Annotated in this window: 25 protein-coding genes and 1 pseudogene; 14 read left to right on the top strand and 12 right to left on the bottom strand. The window is 51.4% G+C overall.

What is annotated here, in order from left to right; all coding sequences use genetic code 11:
• Nucleotides 1-88 precede the first annotated feature (88 nt).
• Nucleotides 89-475, bottom strand: coding sequence for an exosortase system-associated protein, TIGR04073 family (locus ABD07_RS11290; RefSeq protein WP_240142530.1), 387 nt, complete (start codon nt 473-475; stop codon nt 89-91).
• Nucleotides 476-634: 159 nt separating this feature from the next.
• Here ABD07_RS11290 and ABD07_RS11285 point away from each other — a divergent pair, with 159 nt between their 5' ends.
• Complete coding sequence (locus tag ABD07_RS11285) at nt 635-1,000, top strand: hypothetical protein (RefSeq protein ID WP_160818345.1); 366 nt, start codon at nt 635-637, stop codon at nt 998-1,000.
• Between the two features lie 110 nt (nt 1,001-1,110).
• On the opposite strand, the gene ABD07_RS11280 is transcribed toward ABD07_RS11285, so the two are convergent.
• From ABD07_RS11280 to ispB, 4 genes are all read right to left on the bottom strand, one after another.
• A complete protein-coding gene (locus tag ABD07_RS11280) occupies nt 1,111-2,520 on the bottom strand; it encodes a sigma-54-dependent transcriptional regulator (RefSeq protein WP_160818344.1) in 1,410 nt (469 codons plus the stop codon).
• On the bottom strand, nt 2,511-4,163 hold the full coding sequence (locus tag ABD07_RS15300) for an ATP-binding protein (protein ID WP_160818343.1): 1,653 nt from the start codon (nt 4,161-4,163) through the stop codon (nt 2,511-2,513). The genes ABD07_RS11280 and ABD07_RS15300 overlap by 10 nt, the downstream gene beginning before the upstream one ends.
• 10 nt (nt 4,164-4,173) lie before the next feature.
• Nucleotides 4,174-4,401 (bottom strand): PP0621 family protein, encoded by a 228-nt coding sequence (locus tag ABD07_RS15230; RefSeq protein WP_108699193.1) that lies wholly within the window; start codon nt 4,399-4,401, stop codon nt 4,174-4,176.
• 381 nt (nt 4,402-4,782) lie between these two features.
• Complete coding sequence (gene ispB / locus ABD07_RS11270; protein ID WP_160818342.1) at nt 4,783-5,751, bottom strand: octaprenyl diphosphate synthase; 969 nt, start codon at nt 5,749-5,751, stop codon at nt 4,783-4,785.
• Between the two features lie 146 nt (nt 5,752-5,897).
• On the opposite strand from ispB, the gene rplU reads away from it, so the two are divergent.
• From rplU to ABD07_RS11220, 10 genes are all read left to right on the top strand, one after another.
• Nucleotides 5,898-6,209 (top strand): 50S ribosomal protein L21, encoded by a 312-nt coding sequence (rplU, locus tag ABD07_RS11265; protein ID WP_108699191.1) that lies wholly within the window; start codon nt 5,898-5,900, stop codon nt 6,207-6,209.
• A gap of 17 nt (nt 6,210-6,226) precedes the next feature.
• Complete coding sequence (gene rpmA, locus ABD07_RS11260) at nt 6,227-6,496, top strand: 50S ribosomal protein L27 (protein WP_108699190.1); 270 nt, start codon at nt 6,227-6,229, stop codon at nt 6,494-6,496.
• 104 nt (nt 6,497-6,600) lie between these two features.
• Complete coding sequence (gene cgtA / locus ABD07_RS11255) at nt 6,601-7,665, top strand: Obg family GTPase CgtA (protein WP_160818341.1); 1,065 nt, start codon at nt 6,601-6,603, stop codon at nt 7,663-7,665.
• Entirely contained in the window at nt 7,659-8,768 is a 1,110-nt protein-coding gene (gene proB / locus ABD07_RS11250; protein ID WP_160818340.1) for a glutamate 5-kinase, read from the top strand. Before cgtA ends, proB begins: the two co-directional genes overlap by 7 nt.
• A 16-nt stretch (nt 8,769-8,784) precedes the next feature.
• Complete coding sequence (locus ABD07_RS11245; RefSeq protein ID WP_160818339.1) at nt 8,785-9,894, top strand: acetyltransferase domain-containing protein; 1,110 nt, start codon at nt 8,785-8,787, stop codon at nt 9,892-9,894.
• A 283-nt stretch (nt 9,895-10,177) separates the two neighbouring features.
• Nucleotides 10,178-11,464 carry a porin gene (locus ABD07_RS11240; RefSeq protein ID WP_240142529.1) on the top strand — a complete coding sequence of 429 codons (1,287 nt, stop codon included), beginning with the start codon at nt 10,178-10,180 and terminating at the stop codon, nt 11,462-11,464.
• Nucleotides 11,465-11,639: 175 nt separating this feature from the next.
• The gene (locus tag ABD07_RS11235; protein ID WP_160818337.1) at nt 11,640-11,945 is read left to right on the top strand and encodes a hypothetical protein; all 306 of its coding nucleotides are present in this window, start codon (nt 11,640-11,642) and stop codon (nt 11,943-11,945) included.
• Nucleotides 11,946-12,030: 85 nt separating this feature from the next.
• Complete coding sequence (locus ABD07_RS11230; protein WP_108699184.1) at nt 12,031-12,321, top strand: PepSY domain-containing protein; 291 nt, start codon at nt 12,031-12,033, stop codon at nt 12,319-12,321.
• Between the two features lie 71 nt (nt 12,322-12,392).
• Nucleotides 12,393-13,079, top strand: coding sequence for a response regulator transcription factor (locus ABD07_RS11225; protein ID WP_108699183.1), 687 nt, complete (start codon nt 12,393-12,395; stop codon nt 13,077-13,079).
• On the top strand, nt 13,076-14,416 hold the full coding sequence (locus ABD07_RS11220) for an ATP-binding protein (RefSeq protein WP_160818336.1): 1,341 nt from the start codon (nt 13,076-13,078) through the stop codon (nt 14,414-14,416). Before ABD07_RS11225 ends, ABD07_RS11220 begins: the two co-directional genes overlap by 4 nt.
• Before the next feature lie 54 nt (nt 14,417-14,470).
• Here ABD07_RS11220 and ABD07_RS11215 read toward each other — a convergent pair whose 3' ends face one another.
• The 5 genes from ABD07_RS11215 to ABD07_RS11195 form a co-directional block, all read right to left on the bottom strand.
• Nucleotides 14,471-14,743: a TMEM165/GDT1 family protein gene (locus tag ABD07_RS11215; protein ID WP_108699181.1), complete on the bottom strand. Its 273-nt coding sequence runs from the start codon at nt 14,741-14,743 to the stop codon at nt 14,471-14,473.
• 171 nt (nt 14,744-14,914) lie between these two features.
• Nucleotides 14,915-16,414, bottom strand: coding sequence for an alginate export family protein (locus ABD07_RS11210; protein ID WP_160818335.1), 1,500 nt, complete (start codon nt 16,412-16,414; stop codon nt 14,915-14,917).
• A gap of 397 nt (nt 16,415-16,811) precedes the next feature.
• Nucleotides 16,812-17,144, bottom strand: a complete 333-nt coding sequence (locus ABD07_RS11205) for a P-II family nitrogen regulator (protein ID WP_338040588.1) — start codon at nt 17,142-17,144, stop codon at nt 16,812-16,814.
• Between the two features lie 224 nt (nt 17,145-17,368).
• Nucleotides 17,369-18,361, bottom strand: coding sequence for a sodium-dependent bicarbonate transport family permease (locus tag ABD07_RS11200; protein WP_108699179.1), 993 nt, complete (start codon nt 18,359-18,361; stop codon nt 17,369-17,371).
• Nucleotides 18,362-18,389: 28 nt separating this feature from the next.
• Nucleotides 18,390-18,563, bottom strand: a complete 174-nt coding sequence (locus tag ABD07_RS11195; RefSeq protein WP_160818334.1) for a hypothetical protein — start codon at nt 18,561-18,563, stop codon at nt 18,390-18,392.
• A gap of 321 nt (nt 18,564-18,884) precedes the next feature.
• Here ABD07_RS11195 and ABD07_RS11190 point away from each other — a divergent pair, with 321 nt between their 5' ends.
• Nucleotides 18,885-20,381 carry a PAS domain-containing sensor histidine kinase gene (locus ABD07_RS11190; protein ID WP_338040587.1) on the top strand — a complete coding sequence of 499 codons (1,497 nt, stop codon included), beginning with the start codon at nt 18,885-18,887 and terminating at the stop codon, nt 20,379-20,381.
• A 2-nt stretch (nt 20,382-20,383) separates the two neighbouring features.
• The gene (locus ABD07_RS11185) at nt 20,384-20,995 is read left to right on the top strand and encodes a response regulator transcription factor (protein WP_240142528.1); all 612 of its coding nucleotides are present in this window, start codon (nt 20,384-20,386) and stop codon (nt 20,993-20,995) included.
• A gap of 64 nt (nt 20,996-21,059) precedes the next feature.
• Here ABD07_RS11185 and hflX read toward each other — a convergent pair whose 3' ends face one another.
• On the bottom strand, nt 21,060-22,406 hold the full coding sequence (gene hflX, locus ABD07_RS11180; protein ID WP_160818356.1) for a GTPase HflX: 1,347 nt from the start codon (nt 22,404-22,406) through the stop codon (nt 21,060-21,062).
• Nucleotides 22,407-22,475: 69 nt separating this feature from the next.
• On the opposite strand from hflX, the gene ABD07_RS11175 reads away from it, so the two are divergent.
• Entirely contained in the window at nt 22,476-22,817 is a 342-nt protein-coding gene (locus tag ABD07_RS11175) for a hypothetical protein (protein ID WP_160818332.1), read from the top strand.
• A 52-nt stretch (nt 22,818-22,869) separates the two neighbouring features.
• On the opposite strand, the pseudogene ABD07_RS11170 reads toward ABD07_RS11175, so the two are convergent.
• Nucleotides 22,870-23,117: pseudogene (locus tag ABD07_RS11170) on the bottom strand (methyl-accepting chemotaxis protein); the annotation flags it as partial.

Below are 23,117 nucleotides of genomic sequence, written 5' to 3'. Positions count from 1 at the left end.
GGAGCTTAAGCTCCCGTTTTGCTTTCTGTGTTCTTGCAGTTGGATCAGTAAAAACACTCCCACTGTTAAATCCGATCAAACCAGAAAATCACCGGCCCATGCGCCCGCCGTAATATTCCGATTCTTTCGAGAAATCATCCCAGACATACAGCGGATCCGGAATCGGATAAGTGGGCAGCCAAAATGTCACAAGATCCAATGCGCCATTACCCGTACGGCCCACCGTATGAAAAACACCCCATAGCAATCCTTCAGTAATACCAATCAATGCATTTTGATCTCTTTGATTCCACAAAGAGATATTTTTCGGCAACTCCATCCACCCGGTAGCTACATTAGCAACACCGCTGAGAATCTTCGTGCCAGCCCTGTTAAAATAAACATCAGCAGTTATTGTTTCACGCGCATGCGCTTGAAACGAAAAAAGAAGTGCCAGGGCAAGAAGCAAGGTAAATTTGGATATTATGTGCATCATAAAAATATTCCTTTGAAATTTTTAAACTATCATACTGTTAATTATGCAATTTAAAAAGGCTGCGACATTAGTCGTCATATAATAAAAACTGTCCCATATTTCAGTATGGGGCCTAAAATTGCCAATCCGGCACTTGGTCCACCTATGGATGATTTTTTTATGAATAAAAGACTCGCTATTATAGCGATAGCAACAATCCTGCTGCTGAGTGGATGTAGCGCAGTAAGAGATAATCGCATCCGGCAGGAAGTATTAGCGGACAGCAATCTGCCGGAAGAGATTCGCAGCGCGATTGATCTTAAAGAACTTGCCGTAGGCATGACACAGGAGCAAGTCATCGCTTCCTGGGGATCCCCTTGCAAGTGGTGTTACAGAACCCGCAAAAGTTCGAGTGGAGATACCTGGGAATACCATATTCCCGGAGCGGATTCCATCATCGTCGGATCCGATTTCATTGGCATTGGAACGGGAACTTACTTGTACTTTGATAAGGACAAAATACTCAAACACTGGTCCAATCAATAGAATCTCAAACTACTGATACCTAATCTCTTACAGCACCGATTGAGCGATATCGGCGGCAATCATTGCGTTTCCTGGGTTGAGAAAAAAGGCTTGATGAATGATTTAATCCGCTACGCTCTCTCATTTAACCCTAACCGTTCCATCCGGTAACGCAGCGAGCGAACCGTAATCCCCAGAATCTTGGCCGCTTTAGTGCGGTTGTAGCGGTTTTCATTCAATGCCTTGACGATGGAATCTCTCTCCAGTCTATCGAGAAAATCCTGCAGCGGCAGATTCTGCTCCAGATCGGTTGGAAGCTTGATCATGGCAATCGGCGCAACCTCTTTTGCTTTATGCGGTAACTGCAAATCTTCTTTTCCGATTTCCGTGTCAGAGCACAGTGCGAGTGTACGCTCCAGTATATTTTCCAGCTCGCGCACATTGCCTGGATAATCATAGCTCTTGAGCAAAGCTAACGCGTCTTTCTTCAAACTACAGGTGGACCGCCCCGCTTCCCGGCATAGCTTGGCCAGCACGGCTTCCGCGATCAGCGGAATATCTTCGCGCATTTCGCGCAGCGCCGGCATATTCAATTCAATCACATTCAACCGGTAGTACAAATCCTGACGGAATTGCCCGGTCTCGACACACAGATTGAGTTTTTTATGGGTAGCGCTAATGATACGCACATCGACACTTTTCTCTTGTGTCTCGCCGATTCTTCTCACTTGCTTTTCCTGAATCACCCTAAGCAGTTTGACCTGCATGGTCAATGGCAAATCGGCGACTTCGTCCAAAAACAGAGTACCGCCATTGGCTGTCAGAAAAAAACCGTCATGATCTTTTTCCGCACCGGTAAAGGCGCCCTTCTTATACCCGAAAAACTCGCTTTCCATCAAATTCTCCGGGATCGCACCGCAATTGACGGCGACAAAAGGCTGTGTATGACGCGCGCTCCGCTCATGAATCATTCTGGCCGCAAGTTCCTTGCCGCTACCGGACTCACCGCTGATATAAACCGCAGCCTGACTACGGGAAAGTTTATCAATCGTTGCGCGCAGCTGAAGCATCGGCGGGGATTCGCCTAATAACACGCGCTGATTGACTTGCACTACCGATTCGGACTGCATCGGCGGCAGGCTCAAAGCCGATTTGACCAGATCGCGCAGTTGTTTTAACGAAACCGGTTTGGGCAAATAATCAAAGGCGCCGGCTTTAAGCGCAGCCACGGCATTTTCCGTGGTGCCATGCGCAGTGATCACGGCGACCGGCAAATCCGCGCAATGCTGTGCAATATATTTAACCAGCTCCAGTCCCTCTCCATCCGGCAAACGCATATCGGTCAGGCATAACTGAAACTGCTTGGATTGCAGCAACTGCTTGGCATCACCAACACACTGCGCGCTGGAAACATCCATTCCCATGCGAGCCAGCGTCAATTCAAGCAACTCGATAATATCGGGCTCGTCATCCACAATCAGAATATGCGGAGAAACCGTTTTTCTGTGGGAATTGGCGGATCGTTCGCTATCTACAGACATGATTGATTACTTTGGCAAATAATACGGAAATGCCCACCGCTGGAACCCTCAATGTAATCCAGCGAGGCTTGATTGGTTTCGCACAATTCGCGTGCGATGTACAAACCCAAGCCGGTACCCCCGGCAGCCGTGGTAAAAAATGGCTCAAAAATCTGCTTCACTTGCTGCGGATCGACACCCGGTCCATCATCCACGATATCCAGGTAAACATTATTCTCATTGGCCGCCACGGACAACTCGATGCGAACACTATCCGCCTGTTTGCAACAGTGTCTCCATGCATTGCGGCATAAATTCCAGAGTACCTGATGCAAGTGATCGCGATCGAAACTTACCCAGTGATGGCTGGAATTTCTCAACACGAACACATTCGCGTCCATTCTTTCCGCATGACAAAATTCCTCAAGAAACTTTCGCATAAACTCATGTAAATCAATCAAATCAGGTTTTGCAATATTACGCCGGTTTAACTGCAATACATCCTGGACGATCTTGTTTAGACGCCGGGTATTATCACAAATGATACGTACAAGACGGGGATCTGTATTGCTCTCAAGCTGCTCTTCTTCCAACAGTTCAGCCGCATGATTGATGGCAGACAGCGGATTACGGATCTCATGCGCGATGTTAGCTGTCAGACGCCCTAAGGCGGCAAGTTTTAATTGCTGTAACTGCGCTTGTATGCGTCCCATATCCTCGAGGAAAATAACAACGCCGTTGCGAGAATCCGCCTGTATCGGCAAAAAACGTGTCCGCACCAGGGCGTTACTATGGGCTAGGCGCAGCAAATCGAAACTGATACTGCTGTCACCCTGCCAGCTGGTAAGCCGGTTGGCCAATTCGGGCATACAATCGGATAATTTGAGCAGTTCCGCTTTATCCGCAGATGGGCTCAAATCAAACAATCGCTCCGCATAGGCATTGCGCTGCCGGATATAACCATATTTATCGATAACCAATACACCTTCCTGCAAGTCTTGAATAACCAATTGATTGACTTGCGCCATATTCGCCAGATCGATGCCGCGTTCCTTGGCCAGCTGCTCACTGGCCAAGGTATATTTGGCCAACCGATGCGCCAGCCAGGCAACGGCAAAATACGCCATGCTCAATAAGCCGGCCTGCGAATATTGCGCAGAGTAATGATCAACCGTCCATAACGAGTACGTTTCCTGCAGCAGCAAGCTGATTGTCGCAATAGAAGCAAAAAACAGCGCCAAGCGCCCGCGGCTGATAAGACCCGCTCCAGCCAGCGATACCAGCAATAAAACACCCAAACCGCTATGTAAACCGCCACTGGCATAAAGCATCAGCGAGAAAAACACGATATCGCTGATGACCTGGATCGCCAGTTGCCGGTTAAAACCAGGAAAACGCAGCCTGATCAGCAGCATGAACAGGCCGCTGAAAAGCACATGGCCAACACCCGCATATAAAAACAGCTGATAGTGATAGGAACCGAGATTAGTGAGTCCGGATTGCCATGAGACGGTCAATAGACCGCTGCCGATCACAAAGCGGAAGCAATTGAAGTAATAGAGGGAACGCCAGTATTGATCGGTATAATCGGCCGCCGTTGTGTCTGATTCAAGCGGCCAAAATAATGAATGTTTATGGGGTGATGGGTATAGTGAAGTTGACACAAAAATCCGCTCAAGTTGAAGATTTTATATACAAGTCACAATGCTCGTGACTACAAAAATATTTAGTATGACTATGGATAGCTTCACTTTTCGGCAGATAAACACCGCATTGCGCACAATTCACCATATCCTCAACAGATTCCGATGAAGCCTCATGCTCTTCCTGCTTGGGCCGGCGGCTTTTGATTAGCCAATAAATCAGCAGTGCGATCAGTACGTAAAAAATTAATTTACCCATATTGATTTCTGATACTTCCTGTATGGCATCAATCTGATTTATTGAGTGTATTGCATTCGCATTACTGCGTATCAATGACCTGCCAATCCGGATTTAATTGCCATAGCCGGATCAGCATAACAATTTTTTACCGTGGCAAATGATCGATTAACCGGGGTTTTATTCCCTATCAATGGAATATGAAATATAAAATAATAATTTGATCAGATCAAAATAATTTTGATGGAAAAGCGGATACAACTCAGGAGTGGAAACACAGAGAAGTGCTGCGTTGCAAGTACCGTATTTGAAGCAACCCCGATCGATAGAAGAGAAAAAACACTTCCTTCAAAATCCAATAGGTGGTCACGGGTTAATCAACACAACAATTTCTCATGTTTTTTAATGATTGCGTGTAATTGCGAAATCGGCCAACTGCATAAGGCATTTTTTGTTTTCCGAATCCGGCAAGGAAGCTATCGCAGCCGTTGCGGTTACAATTTCAGCTTCGGCGCATTTCCGCGCATAATCCAGCGCTGCGGTTTTTTGGATCACATCAAGGACGGGTTGGAAACCCTCTTCCCCGCCATTTTCAATCGCTCTGCGGATAATCCCGGCTTGTTCCGGGGTACCCACACGCATGGCATAAATAAGCGGCAATGTCGGTTTTCCTTCGGCCAGATCGTCACCCAGATTCTTTCCGATATCTTGATTGTTGCCGGTATAATCGAGCATGTCGTCAATGAGTTGAAATGCCGTGCCCAAATGCATACCGTAAACCGACATGGCATTTTCTTCTTCCGGCGTCGCACCGCCGAGAATCGCGCCTAACCGGCTTGCCGCCTCAAACAACTTGGCGGTTTTATAACGAATCACTTGCAGATAGTTTTCTTCCGTCACTTGCGGATCGCGGCAATTGAGCAGCTGCAGGACTTCTCCCTCGGCAATCGTGTTGGTGGCGTCCGCCAAGACCTGCATCACGCGCATGTTGTCGACTTCCACCATCATCTGGAATGCCCTGGAATAAAGAAAATCCCCTACCAGAACACTGGCGGCATTACCAAACAGCGCATTGGCGGTTTCTCTATTGCGCCGTAGTTCCGACTCATCGACCACATCATCGTGTAGCAAAGTCGCGGTATGGATGAATTCGACAACCGCTGCGAGGTTGTAATGAAATTGACCTTTATACCCAAACGCGCCTGCCGATAAAATCACCAATGCAGGGCGTAGCCGCTTACCTCCGCTATTAATTATATATTCACTAACCTGGCGAATCAGAAGGACATGAGAATGCAATTTTGCGCGGATCACATCGTCAACGATGTTCATGTCTTGCGCGATGAAGCTTCTAATATTTTCGATTGACACAATAATACCTTGTAGAAAACGCTATGTTAGGAATGACGATGCCCAAGTGTCAAGCATAATGATAAATTGCATGAAATTTTCCACCACAATCAAAGGCTATTTATGTATAATTCGCGGTTCTGTAAAAGGGAAGCATGGAGTTAATTATGTATGCGGTCATAAAAACCGGCGGTAAACAGTATCGAATTCAAGTGGGTGAGAAACTGAAAGTGGAGCAGCTGCAAGCCGAAAACGGCAGTGAGCTCGTTATCGATCAGGTATTGATGGTGGCTGATGGCGACAAAGTATCCGTGGGCACACCGCTTGTCAGTGGCGCCAAAGTCAGTGCGACGGTTCTTGGTCAAGGCCGTCACGACAAAATTCGCATCTTCAAGATGCGCCGTCGTAAACACTACCAAAAGCATCAAGGTCACCGGCAGAATTATACTGAAATACAAATCACCGGTATTTCAGCTTAAGGCTTAAGGAGCAATAAATGGCACATAAGAAAGCAGGCGGAAGTTCCAGAAACGGACGCGATTCACATTCAAAACGGCTTGGTGTTAAACGCTACGGCGGTGAATTGATCTCAGCCGGATCGATCATCATCAGACAGCGCGGCACGCAGGTTCACCCGGGCGAGAATGTCGGCATCGGTAAAGATCATACTTTATTTGCCAAAGTGACGGGAACAGTGAATTTCAGTATCAAGGGTGCATTACGACGCAAAGTAGCAAGCGTAATACCTGCAGTAATACCTGCATAAAAACAAATACACCTGATGTACTTAAAAAGCCCTGTCGCAAACGATGGGGCTTTTTTGTTTGCAGGATGCCGTAGAAACAGCAAGGAATTATTACCCAGTTACTTATGAAGTTCATAGACGAAGCGATTATCCAGGTATTGGCGGGCAAAGGCGGTGATGGCGTTGCCAGCTTCCGGCGCGAGAAATATATCCCCAAGGGCGGGCCCGATGGCGGCGATGGCGGCCGGGGCGGCAGCGTATTCGCCGTAGCCGACCGCAATATCAATACCTTGATCGATTACCGCTTCGCTCGCATTCACCGCGCCAAGAATGGCCAAAACGGTCAAGGTTCGGATCGTTATGGAAAAAGCGCCGAAGATATCATCCTGCGCATGCCGGTTGGCACGCTGATTAAGGATATCAATACCGGTGAAGTCGTCGCCGATCTGGTGCATGATCAGCAAAAAATTCTTTTGGCCAAAGGCGGCAACGGCGGTATCGGCAATCTGCACTTCAAATCCAGCACCAATCGCGCACCACGGCAATTCACCTTCGGTGAACCCGGCCAGGAACTCGAATTGAAACTAGAACTCAAGGTGCTCGCCGACGTTGGCTTGCTCGGTATGCCGAATGCCGGAAAATCCACGCTCATCCGCGCGGTATCCGCCGCGCGCCCGAAAGTAGCCGATTATCCGTTCACCACCTTACAACCAAACCTCGGCATGGTGCGCGTCGACCAGAATCGCAGTTTTGTCATGGCCGATATCCCCGGGCTGATCGAAGGGGCGGCCGAAGGCGTGGGACTGGGACATCGCTTCCTGAAACATTTGACGCGTACCCGGCTGCTGCTACATGTGGTCGACATGATGCCGCCGAATGAAGATACCGATCTCGTGCATGAAGCTCAAGCGCTCGCTGAAGAATTGAAGAAATACGACGAGGCGCTGTATCAGAAACCGCGTTGGCTGGTGATGAACAAAACCGACATGATGCCAGAAGACGAGCGTGAAGAGATTTGCCGTCAGTTTGTGGAAAAACTGGGATGGCAAGACAAATACTTTATCATTTCGGCATTGACGGGCGAAGGCTGCCAGCTCCTGACGTACGCCATCATGGAGTATCTGGAACAGCATCTGCCGCCGCAACCCGAAAACCCGATTCCGGAAAACGAACTAGCGAATCCATGCTAAAGCAAGCACGCCGTATCATCATCAAAGTAGGCAGCAGCCTGGTCACCAATCAAGGCAAAGGACTCGACCACGCCGCACTGGCCGGTTGGGCGGCGCAAATCGCCACGCTCAAGCAAATGGGCAAGGAAATTATCCTGGTTTCTTCCGGTGCGATTGCCGAAGGCATGCAACGACTCAACTGGGAAACCCGTCCCACCGCGCTATACGAATTGCAAGCGGCTGCCGCTGTGGGCCAAATGGGATTGGCGCAAGCCTATGCGTCGAGCTTTTCGCAATACGACTTGCAAACCGCGCAAGTGCTGCTGACCCACGAAGATCTATCCAACCGCAAGCGTTACCTGAACGCCCGTTCCACGCTGACGGCTTTGCTGAAATTCAACGTCATCCCCATCATCAACGAAAACGATACCGTCGCCACCGATGAAATCCGTTTCGGCGATAACGACACGCTCGCGGCGCTGGTCACCAATCTGGTGGAAGCCGATGTGCTGGTGATCCTGACCGATCAAGCCGGTTTATATACCAGCGATCCGCGCAAGAATGCAGATGCGAAATTGTTGCCCGAAGTCCATGCCGGCGACCCGGCGCTGGAAAAAATGGCCGGCGGCGTCGGCAGCGCCATCAGCCGCGGCGGCATGCAAACCAAAGTGATCGCAGCCAAGCGCGCGGCACGCAGCGGCGCGGACACAATCGTCGCTTCCGGCCATGAAGACAACGTTCTGGTGCGCCTGAGCCAGGATGAAGCCATCGGTACCCGTTTCCTGGCCAAGTTGCCGGTTCTGGCAGCACGCAAGCAATGGCTGGCTGACTATTTGCAAGTACGCGGCTACGTCACGCTCGATCCAGGCGCGGTCAAGGCCTTGACGGATGATGGCAAAAGCCTGCTGCCGATCGGCGTGACCGCCGTCAACGGCGAGTTTGAACGCGGTGAAACCGTTTCCTGTCTCGACCCCGACGGGCGCGAAATCGCACGCGGCCTGATCAACTACAGCGCCGTGGAAACGCAAAAAATCCTGAAACAGCCCAGCAGTGAAATCGAAGCGATCCTGGGCTACGTCGACGAACCGGAACTGATTCACAGGAACAATCTGGTTCTGCTGTAATTACTTCCCCGCAACCATGCCACTCGATAAAACCGCGCAACGCATCGCCGCCATCGACTGGCTGCGCGGCATCGTCATGATCCTGATGGCGCTCGATCATGCTTCGTGGTTTTTCAATAGTCAGCGCATTTTCGCCGATTCGGTTTTACTCTACGAACCGGGCGCTCAGTTCGCAACCGATCAGTTTTTCACCCGCTGGATCACGCATATCTGCGCGCCCACGTTCATTTTTCTCGCCGGTACCTCGATCGCCATCAGCAATTTCCAGCGGCAGCAACAAGGCATGAGCACCTCCGCGATTGACCGGGAACTGCTGTTGCGCGGCGCTTTCATCGCGTTACTCGACATCGCGCTGTTCTCATTCATCGGCGGCAAACCGGTGTTGCAAGTGCTGTACGCCATCGGCATCAGCATGATGCTGCTAGTGCATTTGCAACGCCTCGGCGCAGGCACGGTTTTCTGCCTGGCGATTGTGATCGCCGCCGGGGGCGAATTACTGCTCATGTCACTGTGGCAGCCGGGCGGCGAGGTTCCCTTCTGGCTCGCCATCACTTTTGCCCCGGTGTTCGGCGAAAAGTATTCGGTGTTATACCCCGCGCTGCCATGGCTCGGCATCATGATGCTCGGTTGGGTATTCGGCGAACGGCTCATTGCCCAGCAATCCGCTGCATGGAAGCCGGAGCGTCTGCTGATGACCTGCGGCTGGTTTGCGTTGACGTTGTTCGTGGTAATCCGCGGCCTGGACGGCTATGGCAATCTATTCATGCACCTGGAAGGCAACACCTTGGTGCACTGGCTGCACGTCAGCAAATATCCGCCCAGCCTGGCGTACACACTGCTGGAACTGGGTCTGATGGCAATCATGCTGTCGTTGCTGATGCGCCTGGAGTCATGGAAAAAAGCCATCCACCCCAACGGCCCCGTGCTGGTATTCGGGCAAACCGCCCTATTCTTCTACCTTGCCCACTTCGCCGTACTGACGGTACTGAAACCCCTGTTTGAACGCGGCAGCCTGGAACAAACCTACAGCATCACGCTGCTGGTGCTGATCATTCTGTATCCCATCTGCCGCGCCTACCGCAACTTGAAATGGCGGCATCCCCAGAGCTTGTTGCGTTTTCTTTGACATGACCCGGCGCAGCATGCCGCCGGTAACCGGTCCGGCTGCGTGGCATCGGCTTACTATGCCGATTCCTGATTTATCGGCGCAGGCTTTATGGCTATAATGAGCGCCCTGCTGAATTGGGGTAACGGGAATATCGTGCCAGAAAAGCCGCTTCCCATTGACTCCGGAATCACACGTCACCGACTAAATCATTCTTAAACATATATTTATCCCAATGCAAGGCCGTTCGATATATTCAAAATGGTTATTGTTAACCATTGCTTGTTATTTTTGCGCTTTTTTCATGGATACTGAAAATCTCTATGCCAATGAGCTGAGAAAATTCCTGACTTATAAAAAACTGGAATTCGGCGGCTGGATTCATGGCGGCGCCACACTCAATCCCAGTCAATCAGGCGGCTATAACGGCCCGGTCATTTTTGCCGACCAAGCCAATCGCTTTCAACTGAACCAATTGAACCTGTTCATGCGCCGCCCGGTGGCGTCGGAAGGCAATCAATGGGATTTCGGCGGACGCTTTGATTTCATGTTCGGCACCGACGCCATTTTTACTCAAGCTTTCGGTGTACCGGCCTTCGATGTCAATACCGGCGCCCCCTTAAAAAGAAGCAACTGGGATCTTAATTTATGCTGCGCTTCCACGCGCACATACGGTATCGCCTTGCCGCAGGCATTCTTGGAAACTTATGCGCCAATCGGCAATGGCCTCAACATCAAGTTCGGTCACTTTTATACACCAACCGGCTTTGAAACCGTTCCGGCGCCCGATAATTTCTTTTATACGCGCGCATATACTTTAAATATCGGCGAACCGTTTACGCACACCGGCGTGCTCTTCAATTACAAAATCAATGCCAATTGGCAGATTCTGGGCGGTCCGCTCACCGGCAGCGCCAACGGCGGTTGGGATGCAGGCTGGGACAAACAGTTAAAGAATTGGAACGGTATTACCGGTTTTACCTGGAACAGCGACGATCAAGCGACTTCGTTCCATCTTTCCGGCACTTATGGCAAAACTTCGGAACAAAGCAGCGAAATATGGGGGTTTTATAATGTCGTGTTGCAACACAAGATCACACCGCAGACTCGGATAGTTCTACACCATGTTTATGGTCATGCCGGGGGCGTTTTGCTGAATAATCTCAAATACAACAACATTGTCAAAGATGCCGAATGGTTCAGCGCAATTGCACATGTATACCACGACCTCACCGATAATGTATCGATCGGCATGCGCGGCGAATGGTTCCGCGATCAAGACGGCTTCCGCAATCCCTCGCCGTTCCGCGTTGCAGCCGCCGCCAACAACGTCAACGGCATACCCGTCAGTTACGCCGGCAACATCAACAGTGTAACGATCGCACCGGCCGACTACTATAACCTCACTGCCGGTTTTAACTGGAAAATAGCCAGAACATTCAAATCCCAGTGGGATTTCATCAAAAAACTGAATATCCGTTCAAATATCCGCTACGATCGGGTTAATGCCTATAAAACGTCAGCTTACCGGCCGTTTGCGGGCAATAAGGATCAAATTTTATTTTCGTTGGATTTCATCTTACCGTTTTAGGAAAGTGATGAAAAAAGGCGGCGGACAATATTCAAACATTCTACTCACGAGCGTTACCGAGTAAGCCAAGTATCACTCAATTCGCTACTTTTTCCATTCAGTTTTTGTTCAGACAAACCGGCGTAGATTGACACCATCAGGAACACCTGAATCGAACAACTGAAAGGAGAAAAAAATGGAAACCAGAAAAATAAAATTATCCGGTCTTATGCTTGCCGCATGTTTAGCTGTCACGTTGATCGCCCCATCGCTGGCGCAAGCGGGCAGAGGTCATCATCGCCACCACCATCATCACCATGACCACGGACACCACCGGCACCAGCATTTCATCGGCGGCGGATATAATTATGGCTATAGCCAGCCACGCGGATATTATCCGCCAGCACAATACAACTACTACCCAGCGCCGGTATACGTTGTCCCTCCGCAAATGATGATGGGCATCGGCACCGGAAACATGGATTTTATGATACGCTTCTGACGCGCGCTGTGACTGGTGACAGGCATGAAAATACCGTACCTGTTGCCAGCCTGATTTCTACCTCCAACGTATGGGATGGTTGCTTATGAATAGATGGTGGAAAATTTCAATCATTGCGCTGATAACGATCAGCGCATTCACACCCGCGACAGCCGGCAAACATAGCACGGCCGCTGAACATCCCATGCACAGCGATCCAGCCACCGGCATCTCAGAGCAGAAAGCGATCACCATCGCGCAACAGCATTTCAAAGGCCGCGTGCTGGCGATCAATCACACCGATCATACCTACCGCATCAAAATACTCAGCGAGAAAGGCACGGTTCACACGGTTCTGATCAATGCACTGGATGGCACTGTGGTATCCACTCATTAATATTCCAATTCATTCTCATGGTTCAGTCAAACGTATTTTATTTTTGTCATTTTGTACTGTAGGAGACCTGAATGCGCATCCTGGTCATTGAAGACGAATTCCGCCTGCAAAATCAGATCCGGCAGCAACTGGAAGCCGCCGGTTATATGGTCGATACGTGCAGCGACGGCGATGAAGGGCTGTTTCTCGCCACCGAATACCCCCTTGATGCCGCCATCATCGACATCGGTCTGCCCGGCAAATCCGGTCTGGAAATTATTAAAGCATTGCGCGAACGCGGCAGCCTGCTGCCGATTCTGATTCTAACCGCGCGCAGCAGCTGGCAGGACAAGGTGCAAGGGCTGGAAATGGGCGCGGATGACTACCTGACCAAGCCATTCCAGATGGAAGAGCTGCAAGCGCGGGTCAAAGCACTGTTGCGCCGCTCTACCGGCATACCGCAAACCCTCATGAAATGCGGCCCGATCACACTCGATGTCACGGCCCAATCCGTTACCGTCAATGGAGAAAGCATCGAACTGACCTCGTTTGAATACCGCCTACTGGAAGAATTGGTGCGTCATCACGGCGAAGTGCTATCCAAGCATACCTTGGCTGATTATCTTTACCCGCACGACGAAGACCGCGACAGCAACGTGCTCGAAGTGATGGTCGGCAGGCTGCGCCGCAAACTCGATCCCGGCGGCACGCTAAATCCGATCGAAACCATGCGCGGGCGAGGCTATCGCTTCACGCTGGAGTGCAACAAATCGTCATGATGTCGCTCAACCGGCGCATTCTATTCAGCGCGACGCTGGTGTTATTGATTTTTATCGTCGGCATCGCCTGGACGCTGGACCGCGCTTTTTATGACAGCGCGCGCGTAGGCGTCAAAGACCGGCTGTTTGCGAAAGTGCTGATGCTGATGGGTGACGCCGAAGTGGAAGATTCCGGCGAGCTGGATGTGCCGACTAACTTGCTCGATGCCGAACTCGGTCACGTCAACTCGGATACTTATGCCTTCATCATCGGTCCGGATAACACCATCGCTTGGCGTTCCACATCATCGCTGAACAAACCGATCCCGGTCATTACCTTGCTGGAAAAAGGCAAAAAAGAATTCGAGCAAATCATGATTAACGATGAGCCGCATTTTATCTACCGCTATGGCGTGGCTTGGGAGACACCGGCCGGCGACCACCCGCTGACTTTCAATGTCATCACCGATACCGTGCTGTTTGAAGCGCAGATTGACCGTTACCGCGAAGATCTGTGGGGCTGGCTCGGCGCCATGGCCATTTTGCTGTTAGCCACGCAAATGCTGGTATTGCGCTGGGGTTTGCTGCCGTTGCGCAAGGTATCAGTCGAGCTTGCCGCGATCGAATCCGGCCAGCAGGAAAGGCTGAAAGGCGTTTACCCCAGCGAACTCCAATTGCTGACCGACAGCATCAACTCTCTGATCGCGCATGAGCACAAGCAACAGAAACGCTACCGCAATGGTCTCGCCGACCTGGCGCACAGCCTCAAGACACCGCTCGCCGTATTACAGGGCGCCATTCATGGCGAAGACGACGAAACCATCCGGCGCAAAACGATTCAGGAACAAATCGACCGCATGGACAACACGATCCAGTACCAGCTGCGCCGCGCCGCAACCGCCGGCAGCTCGCCGGGCATGGGGTTGATCCTGTTACGTCCGATGGCTGACCGGATCGTCAACACCGTTACCAAAGCCTACCGCAACAAACAACCTGCCATAACCGTCGCGATCGATGACAGCATCGGTCTGCGCATTGATGAGGGCGATTTGATGGAGTTGCTCGGCAATCTGGTCGACAATGCCTTTAAATGGTGCCGCAGCAGCATCCATTTAGCGGCGCATTATCAGGAAAATCAGGTGGTGATCCAAGTCAAGGACGACGGCCCCGGCATCCAGCCGCATGAAATCGCCAGAATCCTGGAACGCGGCGTACGCGCCGACCAATCCACCCCTGGTCATGGCATCGGCTTGGCGATTGTGCGCGATATCATGCAGGTATACGGCGGAGAACTATCGATCGAGAACAATCCAAGCGGCGGTCTGTGCGTGACTTTGCGTTTAAAGAAAAGCAAATAATACTCACGGCGCTTACGGCGAGCTTGCAAGACCAAGGAATATAAACTACCCCGCTTACGCTTTGATCAGCGTCCACGCGCCAATCAGGATAAATCCCACCCCCGCGATATAGTGCAAATGTTTCTCGCTGATGTAATCGGAAATCACGCTGCCCGCCAGCACACCGAGCGCCGAGGTCGCAATCAGCGCCAGCGATGCGCCGACAAATACCGTCAGCTTGCTGACTTCCTTGTCGGCGGCAAACAACATCGTGGCCAATTGCGTTTTGTCACCCAGTTCCGCGATAAACACCGTGGCGAAAACCGTCAGTAAAATTTTGTAATCCATTCGTTCCAGAGACCTGTAAGAATCTAATACCAGGTGATCGCTGACATACCGCCACCACCTTTCCTCTTTAGATCATACCGTTTATCTTCTTCGTTGTGATAACAAAACATTACGCGTTTTTCACCTCATCCGGAACCGGGCTATACAAAAACCGAATAACCGCGAGCAACGTTAAAACTTGAAGGTCACCATGGTGTAACCGTAATTGGTGTCCTTCATGCCCGGGCTGAACGGTACCTTATCGAAGTAATCGCCCTTGAATAAATGACTATAACCAAAGTCGAAGCTCACCCGTTTCATGTAACTCCACTGCGGATCCCAACCTAAGCTGACATCGAGCATATGACCGAGAAAGCCACCGGCCCCGCCGGTCGCATCTTGCAGACCGCTGCCGACAAACGCGCCGCGCTTATCCGCCAGCCAGTACGCACGGTGCGACATCATCAGACGCACGGTGGGTGTGGGAACGAGCGTGGCGCGAAAACCGACGGGCGACATCAGATTGGACGGAAAAAACGGCCCGAACATACCGGTCGGACCATACTCGACCCGGCGTTTTGCGTACAAAATGTCAAAGTTCTTGTCCGGATCGCGGTCTCCCGATGCGAAATCGAATAAATACAAGGCCCGCAACGGCATCGGCGTATTGAAACTATACCCGACCTCGCCGTGATGGCGATGGGCGAACACGCTCTTATTCCGGGTATCGCCGAACTGGTACATGGATTCGATTTCATAGTCCATGCTGCCTTTCGTAGGCTTGGCGAACAACCTGAAGCCGGTGGTCGATAAGTTGCGCTGCCTGAGATTATCGCTTTCGTTCAGCTGCAAGAAATAACCGTCGAAATTGGCCCAGCGCAGATCGCGATTGGTGACATAAGCGCCGGAGAAGTAAGTTTCGGGGGTATTCCAGTTCAACGATGTCGGATCGCGCTGCACCGGCCGGGCGCCAAATACGCGCAGACTCCATTTCTGATCCGTATTGCCCATCATGAAGTGCAAACCGTCAAACGCGGGTGATAAGGTACCCCAACGGTGTCCCCCGACCAGACGGGCTTCACCCAAGTCCATCATGAAACGGCCAACCTCGAATTTCGCGGCGTAACCTGTACCGAGAAAGTTTTTGTCGTGCAGACCGAGATGCAACTGGGTAAAGTCAAAATGATCGGCCATATTCGGGTTATGATCTTGCCCGAAATTAGCCAAAGGGGCGCGGATATCGGTCAGCTCGAGGGTGAACTTCAGCGGATCGATGATATTTTTGACTTCAAACAAGAACCGCGTGCGTTGATGAATCTGATCGTTAAATCCCGGAATACTCTTGGTAAAACCGTGATCGTACACATCGTAACGGGTACGGTGTTCGATCGCCACATTGAGCCAATCAGGCGCCATGGCGGCAAGCGGTGTTTTGTGATCCTCCATCAATTTGGTCAGATTATCGAAGTCGAAGCGTGTACGCCCCGCTGTTTCCAGCGCGCTGAACGGTGCGCCATTGGTTCCATTGGCTGGTGCGGTTTTGTTTTGAACGACAACGGATGGTTTTTTCGCTTTGTCTTTGTCCTCCTCCGCTTTTTCTACTTCCGCTGCAAATAAGTGTGGACTCCATAAAAAACATCCAATAATGAAAAAAACCGTCCAACACGTAACGAGAATATTTTTCCAAGCCATGTTTTTATATCTCCTCTAGTAGTTTTCTCAAGTAAAACGGCGATCTAATCTGTCCAGCTGTTTTGAATACTACGTGGGAACAACAAGTTGAAAAATCCGTGCGAACACCTAAGCGTAAACCCTTATACGCCTTAGGGTTGGATACTCCGTAGTGATAGCAATGGCATGAAAATCAACATCCGGCACAGCATGGATGTACGCAAAGATGCTGGGATAGCTGGTTCGGAAGCCGTCATTCGACCGGATACGACAGCCAGTCGGCGCCACACTCTCGCGCTCGATTGCGCAGTTTTTTAAAATTCCAGGAGTAGGCAGAAATGAATAATCCCGGCTGATCACAGCCGGGATTCGGTTTGAGACGCAAGGACTAGCTGTCCAGACGGTGATAGTGATCCGGTTAAAATGAAATGGCCGGTCCTAGCACCCATTGGCAATCGGAAATCAGGCACATGCCGCCGAAGTCCTTTAGTTTCGGTTGCAGCGTCATAATGACCTTTTCTGCCTGGCTTTCTTCACAAGCGAGAACCATCACCGCATTGTGTTCTTCCAGCACATAATCATCCGGATTGCGCTCACCGGTCGAACCCAGCCCCCCTGCTCTTTTGATGACTGTGTAGCCGCGCACATCGGCATCCCGAAACAGCTTCAGCATTTCATCCAGCGACTTTTCGTCAATGACGATCTTGATGCGTTTCATAGTCACTAAAATATCTGGTCTTAACACCATCATTTCTCTCCCAAAATTGTTTATGTCGTACTCAGGTTCTGCACATTCCGGATCAATTCCCGAGGCTACCCTGAGTCATTTCAATCACTGACATATTCCATGCAGCCGGTACTTTTCTTGATTACAACATTCCGCATCGTGGCAGGCAGCGATTCATCATCGCATCGCTGCCCCATACCCACTATGCTTTCAATCCTGCGTAACCACACCAGCGGCGGAAATGTCCATCACCACGGATAATAAGTCTCGTGCAAGTACTGGGCAGCCGCATAGTACATAGGAATACCCACTACCACGTTGAATGGGAAAGTCACCCCGAGCGACAGCGTCAGATAAAATGATGGATTCGCCTCCGGGATCGCAAGCCGCATTGCCGGGGGCACCGCGATATAGGAGCAACTGGCTGCGAGTACGGTTACCAGCGTAATGCCACCGATTGAATACCCCAGGAGGAAGTGACCGACGAACAATCCGCATACCGCACCGATTAAAGGCATGGCAATGCCAAAACCCACCAGGAAAACACCGACGGTTTTAAATTCCGACAACCGCTTTCCGGCTTCCATGCCCATATCGCATAGGAATATACACAGTGCACCCATGAAGATGAGTTCAAAGAACGGTTCAATTTTCTTGTAGCTCGGATCGGAAACTACCCAGCCGATCGCCATCGAACCGAACAACAACAGAATACTACCGTTGGTAAAGGCTTCGATGATCAGATGTTTATACATTCCTTTGTCGGCTTTGGTGGCTCCACCCAGAATTTTCCGGGAATAACCGGCCAGCACCAAACCGATCATGATGGCGGGCGATTCCATGATCGCCAGCATGATCACGGGATAGGCTTCATACGTCACGCCGATGCCCCCCAGGAACGCGACCGCCGTCATATAGGTTCCCGCGCTGACCGAGCCATAGTGCGCGGAAATGGCCGCGGCATTGAGCGGATCGATTTTTCCCAGCGCCCGCAAAATAATATAGGCCACGATAGGCAGTCCGCAGCCAAACGCAAGCGCTGCCCATACGGCGGGAAGCGCGGATCCCATATCGGATCCGGCAAGCGCCTTGCCGCCATGAAGTCCGATACCGATCAGCAAATAAATAACGATCATCTTGTGCATATCGGGTGGAAATTTCAGATCCGATTTGATGAGGCAAGCAAACATACCGAGCGCGAAAAAAAGTATCGCCGGTACGAGAAGACTGGACAGAGACATGGTTACACTCCTCTTATACGAATAGTTATTAAACGAGGGAGATTCTACGTGTTACATCCGGGAGTATCGTATCGGGACTTGTTTTAGCTTTGACCGGATCCTCTTTACAGCCCGCCAGCACTTGCCCGGCAGCGAATATTCCGCCCGGCAATAGGGATAGCGTAGCCAGAACAAGTCCGTAAGCTATTATTTTTCTACTCATTTCGTTTCTCCAAACAGTTAAAAGGTTTAATATCACGTAGTGAAAACAACACGCTGCCGGATGCGGTCAATGCCTCCAATAATCCGCACGATTGAAAAATAGCCCACCAGCAAACTTAAGCGATACCAACCGAATGAAGTGGTGGGCAAACTCGCGTCATATTCCCTACCCGGCAAATCCTACAAGAGAAAAACTGGGGGCAATATTCGTGCTGACACGTAAGGGCAACCCCTTACATATCAATAAATTGATAGGAAATTGCAGGTTTTTATCGTAAGCTTTAGCGCGGTACGAACCCGAATTCAACAGCAGGAAAATAATGTGAATAGCGCAGTAAGAGGCTTGAGTTTCCGGACAGTGTTCGATGCAGCGGCGGATGCAATGCTGTTGACCGAAAACACGGGACATATCGTCTTGTCCAATCCGACAGCGCAACAACTGCTGGGTTACAGCGCAGATGAGATGAAAGGGCTGGCCATCGAAATGCTGATCGCCCCCCGCTATCGCAAACAGTACCGCTACTATCAGCGGCTGTTCCTGAACCGGCCGGTAAAGCGCTCCATGAGCGTCGGCAATGAATTGATCGCATTAAACCGCGATGGCAAAGAGATATTGCTGGATATCAGTCTCAGTCCCATCAAAACGGGACAGCAGCTTTTCATCCTCATCCTATTCACCATCGCTAACCGGCGTCTCGATACCGAAGAAGCGCTGCGCTCCAGCGAGGAACGCCTGCGTTTGGCCAAGCAAGCAGCCGGTTTGGGTATTTTTGACTACGACTTCAAGCGCAATATCATTTATTGGGACCGGCAAATGCGCAAGCTTTGGGGCAAGCATTCCGAGAAAACCGTCAGTTACGAGGAATTCGTCGCTGCAATACATCCGGAAGATCGTGAAGCCCGGCAGGCGGCTATCGATAAAGCGATGGACCCCAACAGCAATGGCGAATTCAAAGCGCAGTACCGCATTATCAACCCCATTAACGGCGTTGAACGCTGGATATCCGCCAGGGGCCGGGTATATTTTGAAGGCGGATACCCGCACCGCCTGATCGGCGTTACACGTGACGTTACCGAGCAGAAAAACATTCAGAAAAAACTGCAAGTGCACCGCAACGAAACCGAAAATATTCTTAAGCAGCAAGTGGCGGCGCGCACGGCTTCCGCAATCGCGCATGAACTCAATCAACCGCTGGCGGCAATCTCCGCCTACAGCGAAGTGGTGCTGCACGCGCTGCACAACGGCAGTTTCAGCCCGGACAATTTAAAGCGCGCGTTGGAAGGTTGTGTGGAACAAGCCCAGCGAGCAGGACGCAGCTTGCACGAACTGCTGGCTTTTCTGCAGAAAGGCGAATTGGTGACCGAGCGGTCGAATCTGACCGATGTCATTCATGGCGCGCTGAGCATTGTATACAATGACGGCTACGGAAGATTTCACCCGATACTGCATTTGCAGCAGAATCTCCCGGCTGTCCAGTGTAACCGCACGCAGATACAGAAAGTTCTGGTCAATCTCTTTAGAAATGCGATTGAAGCAATGCGCAACACCGATTTTCCGGTACTGACGATCACCACCGCGCTGCAGACTGTCAACGATAAGGATGTCGCCGTCGTGATCGTGCAGGATAACGGCCCGGGATTTGATCCAGTGGTAGCAAAACGCATATTTGAGCCTTTTTTTACCACCAAACCATCCGGCATCGGTATGGGTCTTTCGATCAGCCGTGCGTTGATCGAGGATAACGGCGGTCAACTCTGGGTTGATTCCGATGCAGAAACAGGCGCAAAATTCCATTTCACCCTCCCCTTTGGACCATGATCATGCAGGAACCCACCGTTTTTATCGTAGACGACGATGCAGCCGTGCGCGATTCCCTCACGCTGATGATCGAACAAGCCGGTATGCGCGTGCAATCCTTCGAGAACGCAAAAACCTTTCTGAACACTTACCAGCCCAATTTTTTCGGCTGTGTCATCATTGACGTAAAAATGCCCGGAATGGACGGTTTGCAACTCCAGGAAGAACTCGCTTGGCGTAAGATTTTGCTGCCGGTCATTTTTCTTACCGGGCATGGCGACATTCCCATGAGTGTCAGGGCGATCAAAGGCGGTGCGATCGATTTTCTGACCAAACCGGTGATCCGGGAAAAACTCTTGATCTGCGTGCGCGCTGCGTTTACCGAAGCCAAAAAACGATTAAGTGACGCCACGCAGAACCGGGAAATAACCTCATGCCTGATCAAGCTCACCCGGCGTGAACGGGAAGTCATGCTCCTCGCGGTGCAAGGACATTCCAACAAGGAAATCGGCTCTTATCTGGGCATCAGCTATCGCACGGTAGAGATCCACAAATCCAAGATCATGCAAAAGACCGGCGCCAATAATTTGCTCGACCTCGCGCGCATTGCACGCGAAAGCGAGTTAAGCGAATAAGCTGCTCGACCGGATAAGAAAAATCCGTGCCTTTCCTGTCACGGAATTGCACAAGACGCAGAACTCATGATGCGCGGCTAAATTGCTCGCGCAGATTCTCGATGGTGGCGGATTCGCTGCGAACCCGGAAAAAAGTGCCTTCATTATCCGAGTGCTCCGCCAGCACCTGGCAATTCGTGTAGATCGCGCCGCGTAGCTGCTGCACCGACCAAGGCAGGAAAAGCTCGGCTTCAACCAGATTCTGCTGAAAGAATTCGAGGATTTTCAGGCGCAGTTTCGCAACATCGTCGGGCCTACGTGCACTCATCACGATGCAATCCGGATAGCGAGTGCGTAAGGCAGTTTCGCATTCGGCTTGCGCCGTTACATCGCCCACATGATCGATCTTGTTGAATACGCGGATACGCGGCACGTCATGCGCGCCGATTTCTTCAAGCACGTGCTGGGTAACTTCGAGCTGGCGCTCAAATCCGGGGTCGCTGGCATCGATGACGTGGAGCAGCAAGGATGCATCGAGCGCTTCGTCCAGCGTGGATTTGAACGAGGCGACCAGCCCGTGCGGCAGGTTCTTGATGAAGCCGACCGTGTCGCTGACGAGCACGCGCGGGATGCTTTCCGGGTGCAGCGCCCGCACCGTGGTATCGAGCGTGGCGAAGAGTTTGTTGGCGACCAGCACCTCGCTGCCGGTAAGTGCGCGCATCAAGGTCGATTTACCGGCATTGGTATAACCGACCAGCGCGACGCTGGCAAGTCCCTGGCGCTCTTGCCGCCGCGCGCGCTGGATCTTGCGTTCGGCTTCCAGCGCGACAATTTCCTGTTGCAGCTCGGCGATACGGTCGCGGATCTTGCGCCGGTCCAATTCGGTGTGCGATTCGCCCGCGCCGCGCCCGCCGGTGCCGCTGCGTTGCCGCCCTTGCGGCCCGGCAAGCTTGGCGGCTTCGCGCAGACGCGGCGCCATGTAACCGAGACGGGCAATTTCCACCTGGGCGCGCGCCGCACGGGAACGGGCGTTGCGGTGAAAAATTTCAAGAATCACCATGGTGCGGTCCATCACTTCGCAACCGACCTCGTTCTCAAGGTTACGCGCCTGCGACGGCGAGATTTCGTGATCGACCAGGAGAGCGCTGATGTCGTAGTCATCGGGACGGATGGCCGTTTCCTCAAATTCATCCGATCCGGAATCGTTGTGCACGTAGCAGCGGATTTCCTCGCGCTTGCCAACGCCCAGGTACGCAGTCGTGTCGAAGCTGGCGCGTTTTTGCACGAACGTGTTGACGACTGTGTAACCCAGTGTCTTTGCGAGTTCACGCAGCTCGGTCAGCGACGATTCGAACTCGATATCGCTGACATTCGGCAATTGAACCGCCGCCGCGACAGCAAACTTGGGTTTTTCTTTGATTTCTATGGACATTGGAAAATCGCGCTTCTTGGATAAGGGAATCAATAGTAGTGTAAAAAGCTGCTGCGTGCACCGGAACCGGTGCGGATTTGGAAAACAGAAGCCAATAGCTTGTTTTATGCGATCTTAAGGAGTCCGGCCCGTCTGGATCACATCGCTCGATGCGGCGGCAACGACCGAACTGACAGCATCATGATAGGGTTAAAAAATATTTCACGTGCAACTTGCGGGATCACTCAAGCGATCATCGTTGCGCATTCTACCATCAATGATTATCTCGATTCGCACCTATTGGAATCAGACGGCCGGTTTAGCTGTATACCAAGCTCGGGTGGGGTAATTCAAGAATTGCAGCAGAAGGAAAGAACCGGACAGGCAACACAGAAAGATTCATTACTACAACTAAAAGAGCGTTACCTTTAATCAAACCCGGTAACGCTCTTTGTTCTAACTCACTTTAAGACTACCCGGAAGATTAGAACTCTTCCCAATCCTCACCGCCACCACCAGCGGCAACCTTGCGGGGTTGAGCCGGTTCCGCTTCGGTGTTGGCTAAGGATCTCACCGCGGGTTTCTTCCGCGCAGGGCCGCGATTCGGCAGTTTGGCTACAGTGGCGGGACGGTTGCTTCTTTTAATCACCGCCGGTGTTCCTGAGTGCGCTTGCGATAATTTGAACGTGTTTATCGCTTGCGCTAATGCATGCGCTTGTTCTTGCATGGATT

The organism is Nitrosomonas oligotropha, assembly GCF_009833085.1.
GTDB classification, from domain to species: Bacteria; Pseudomonadota; Gammaproteobacteria; order Burkholderiales; family Nitrosomonadaceae; genus Nitrosomonas; species Nitrosomonas oligotropha.
The sequence above is the reverse complement of the archived record's forward strand: the minus strand, read 5'-3'. Positions and strand labels throughout refer to the sequence as shown.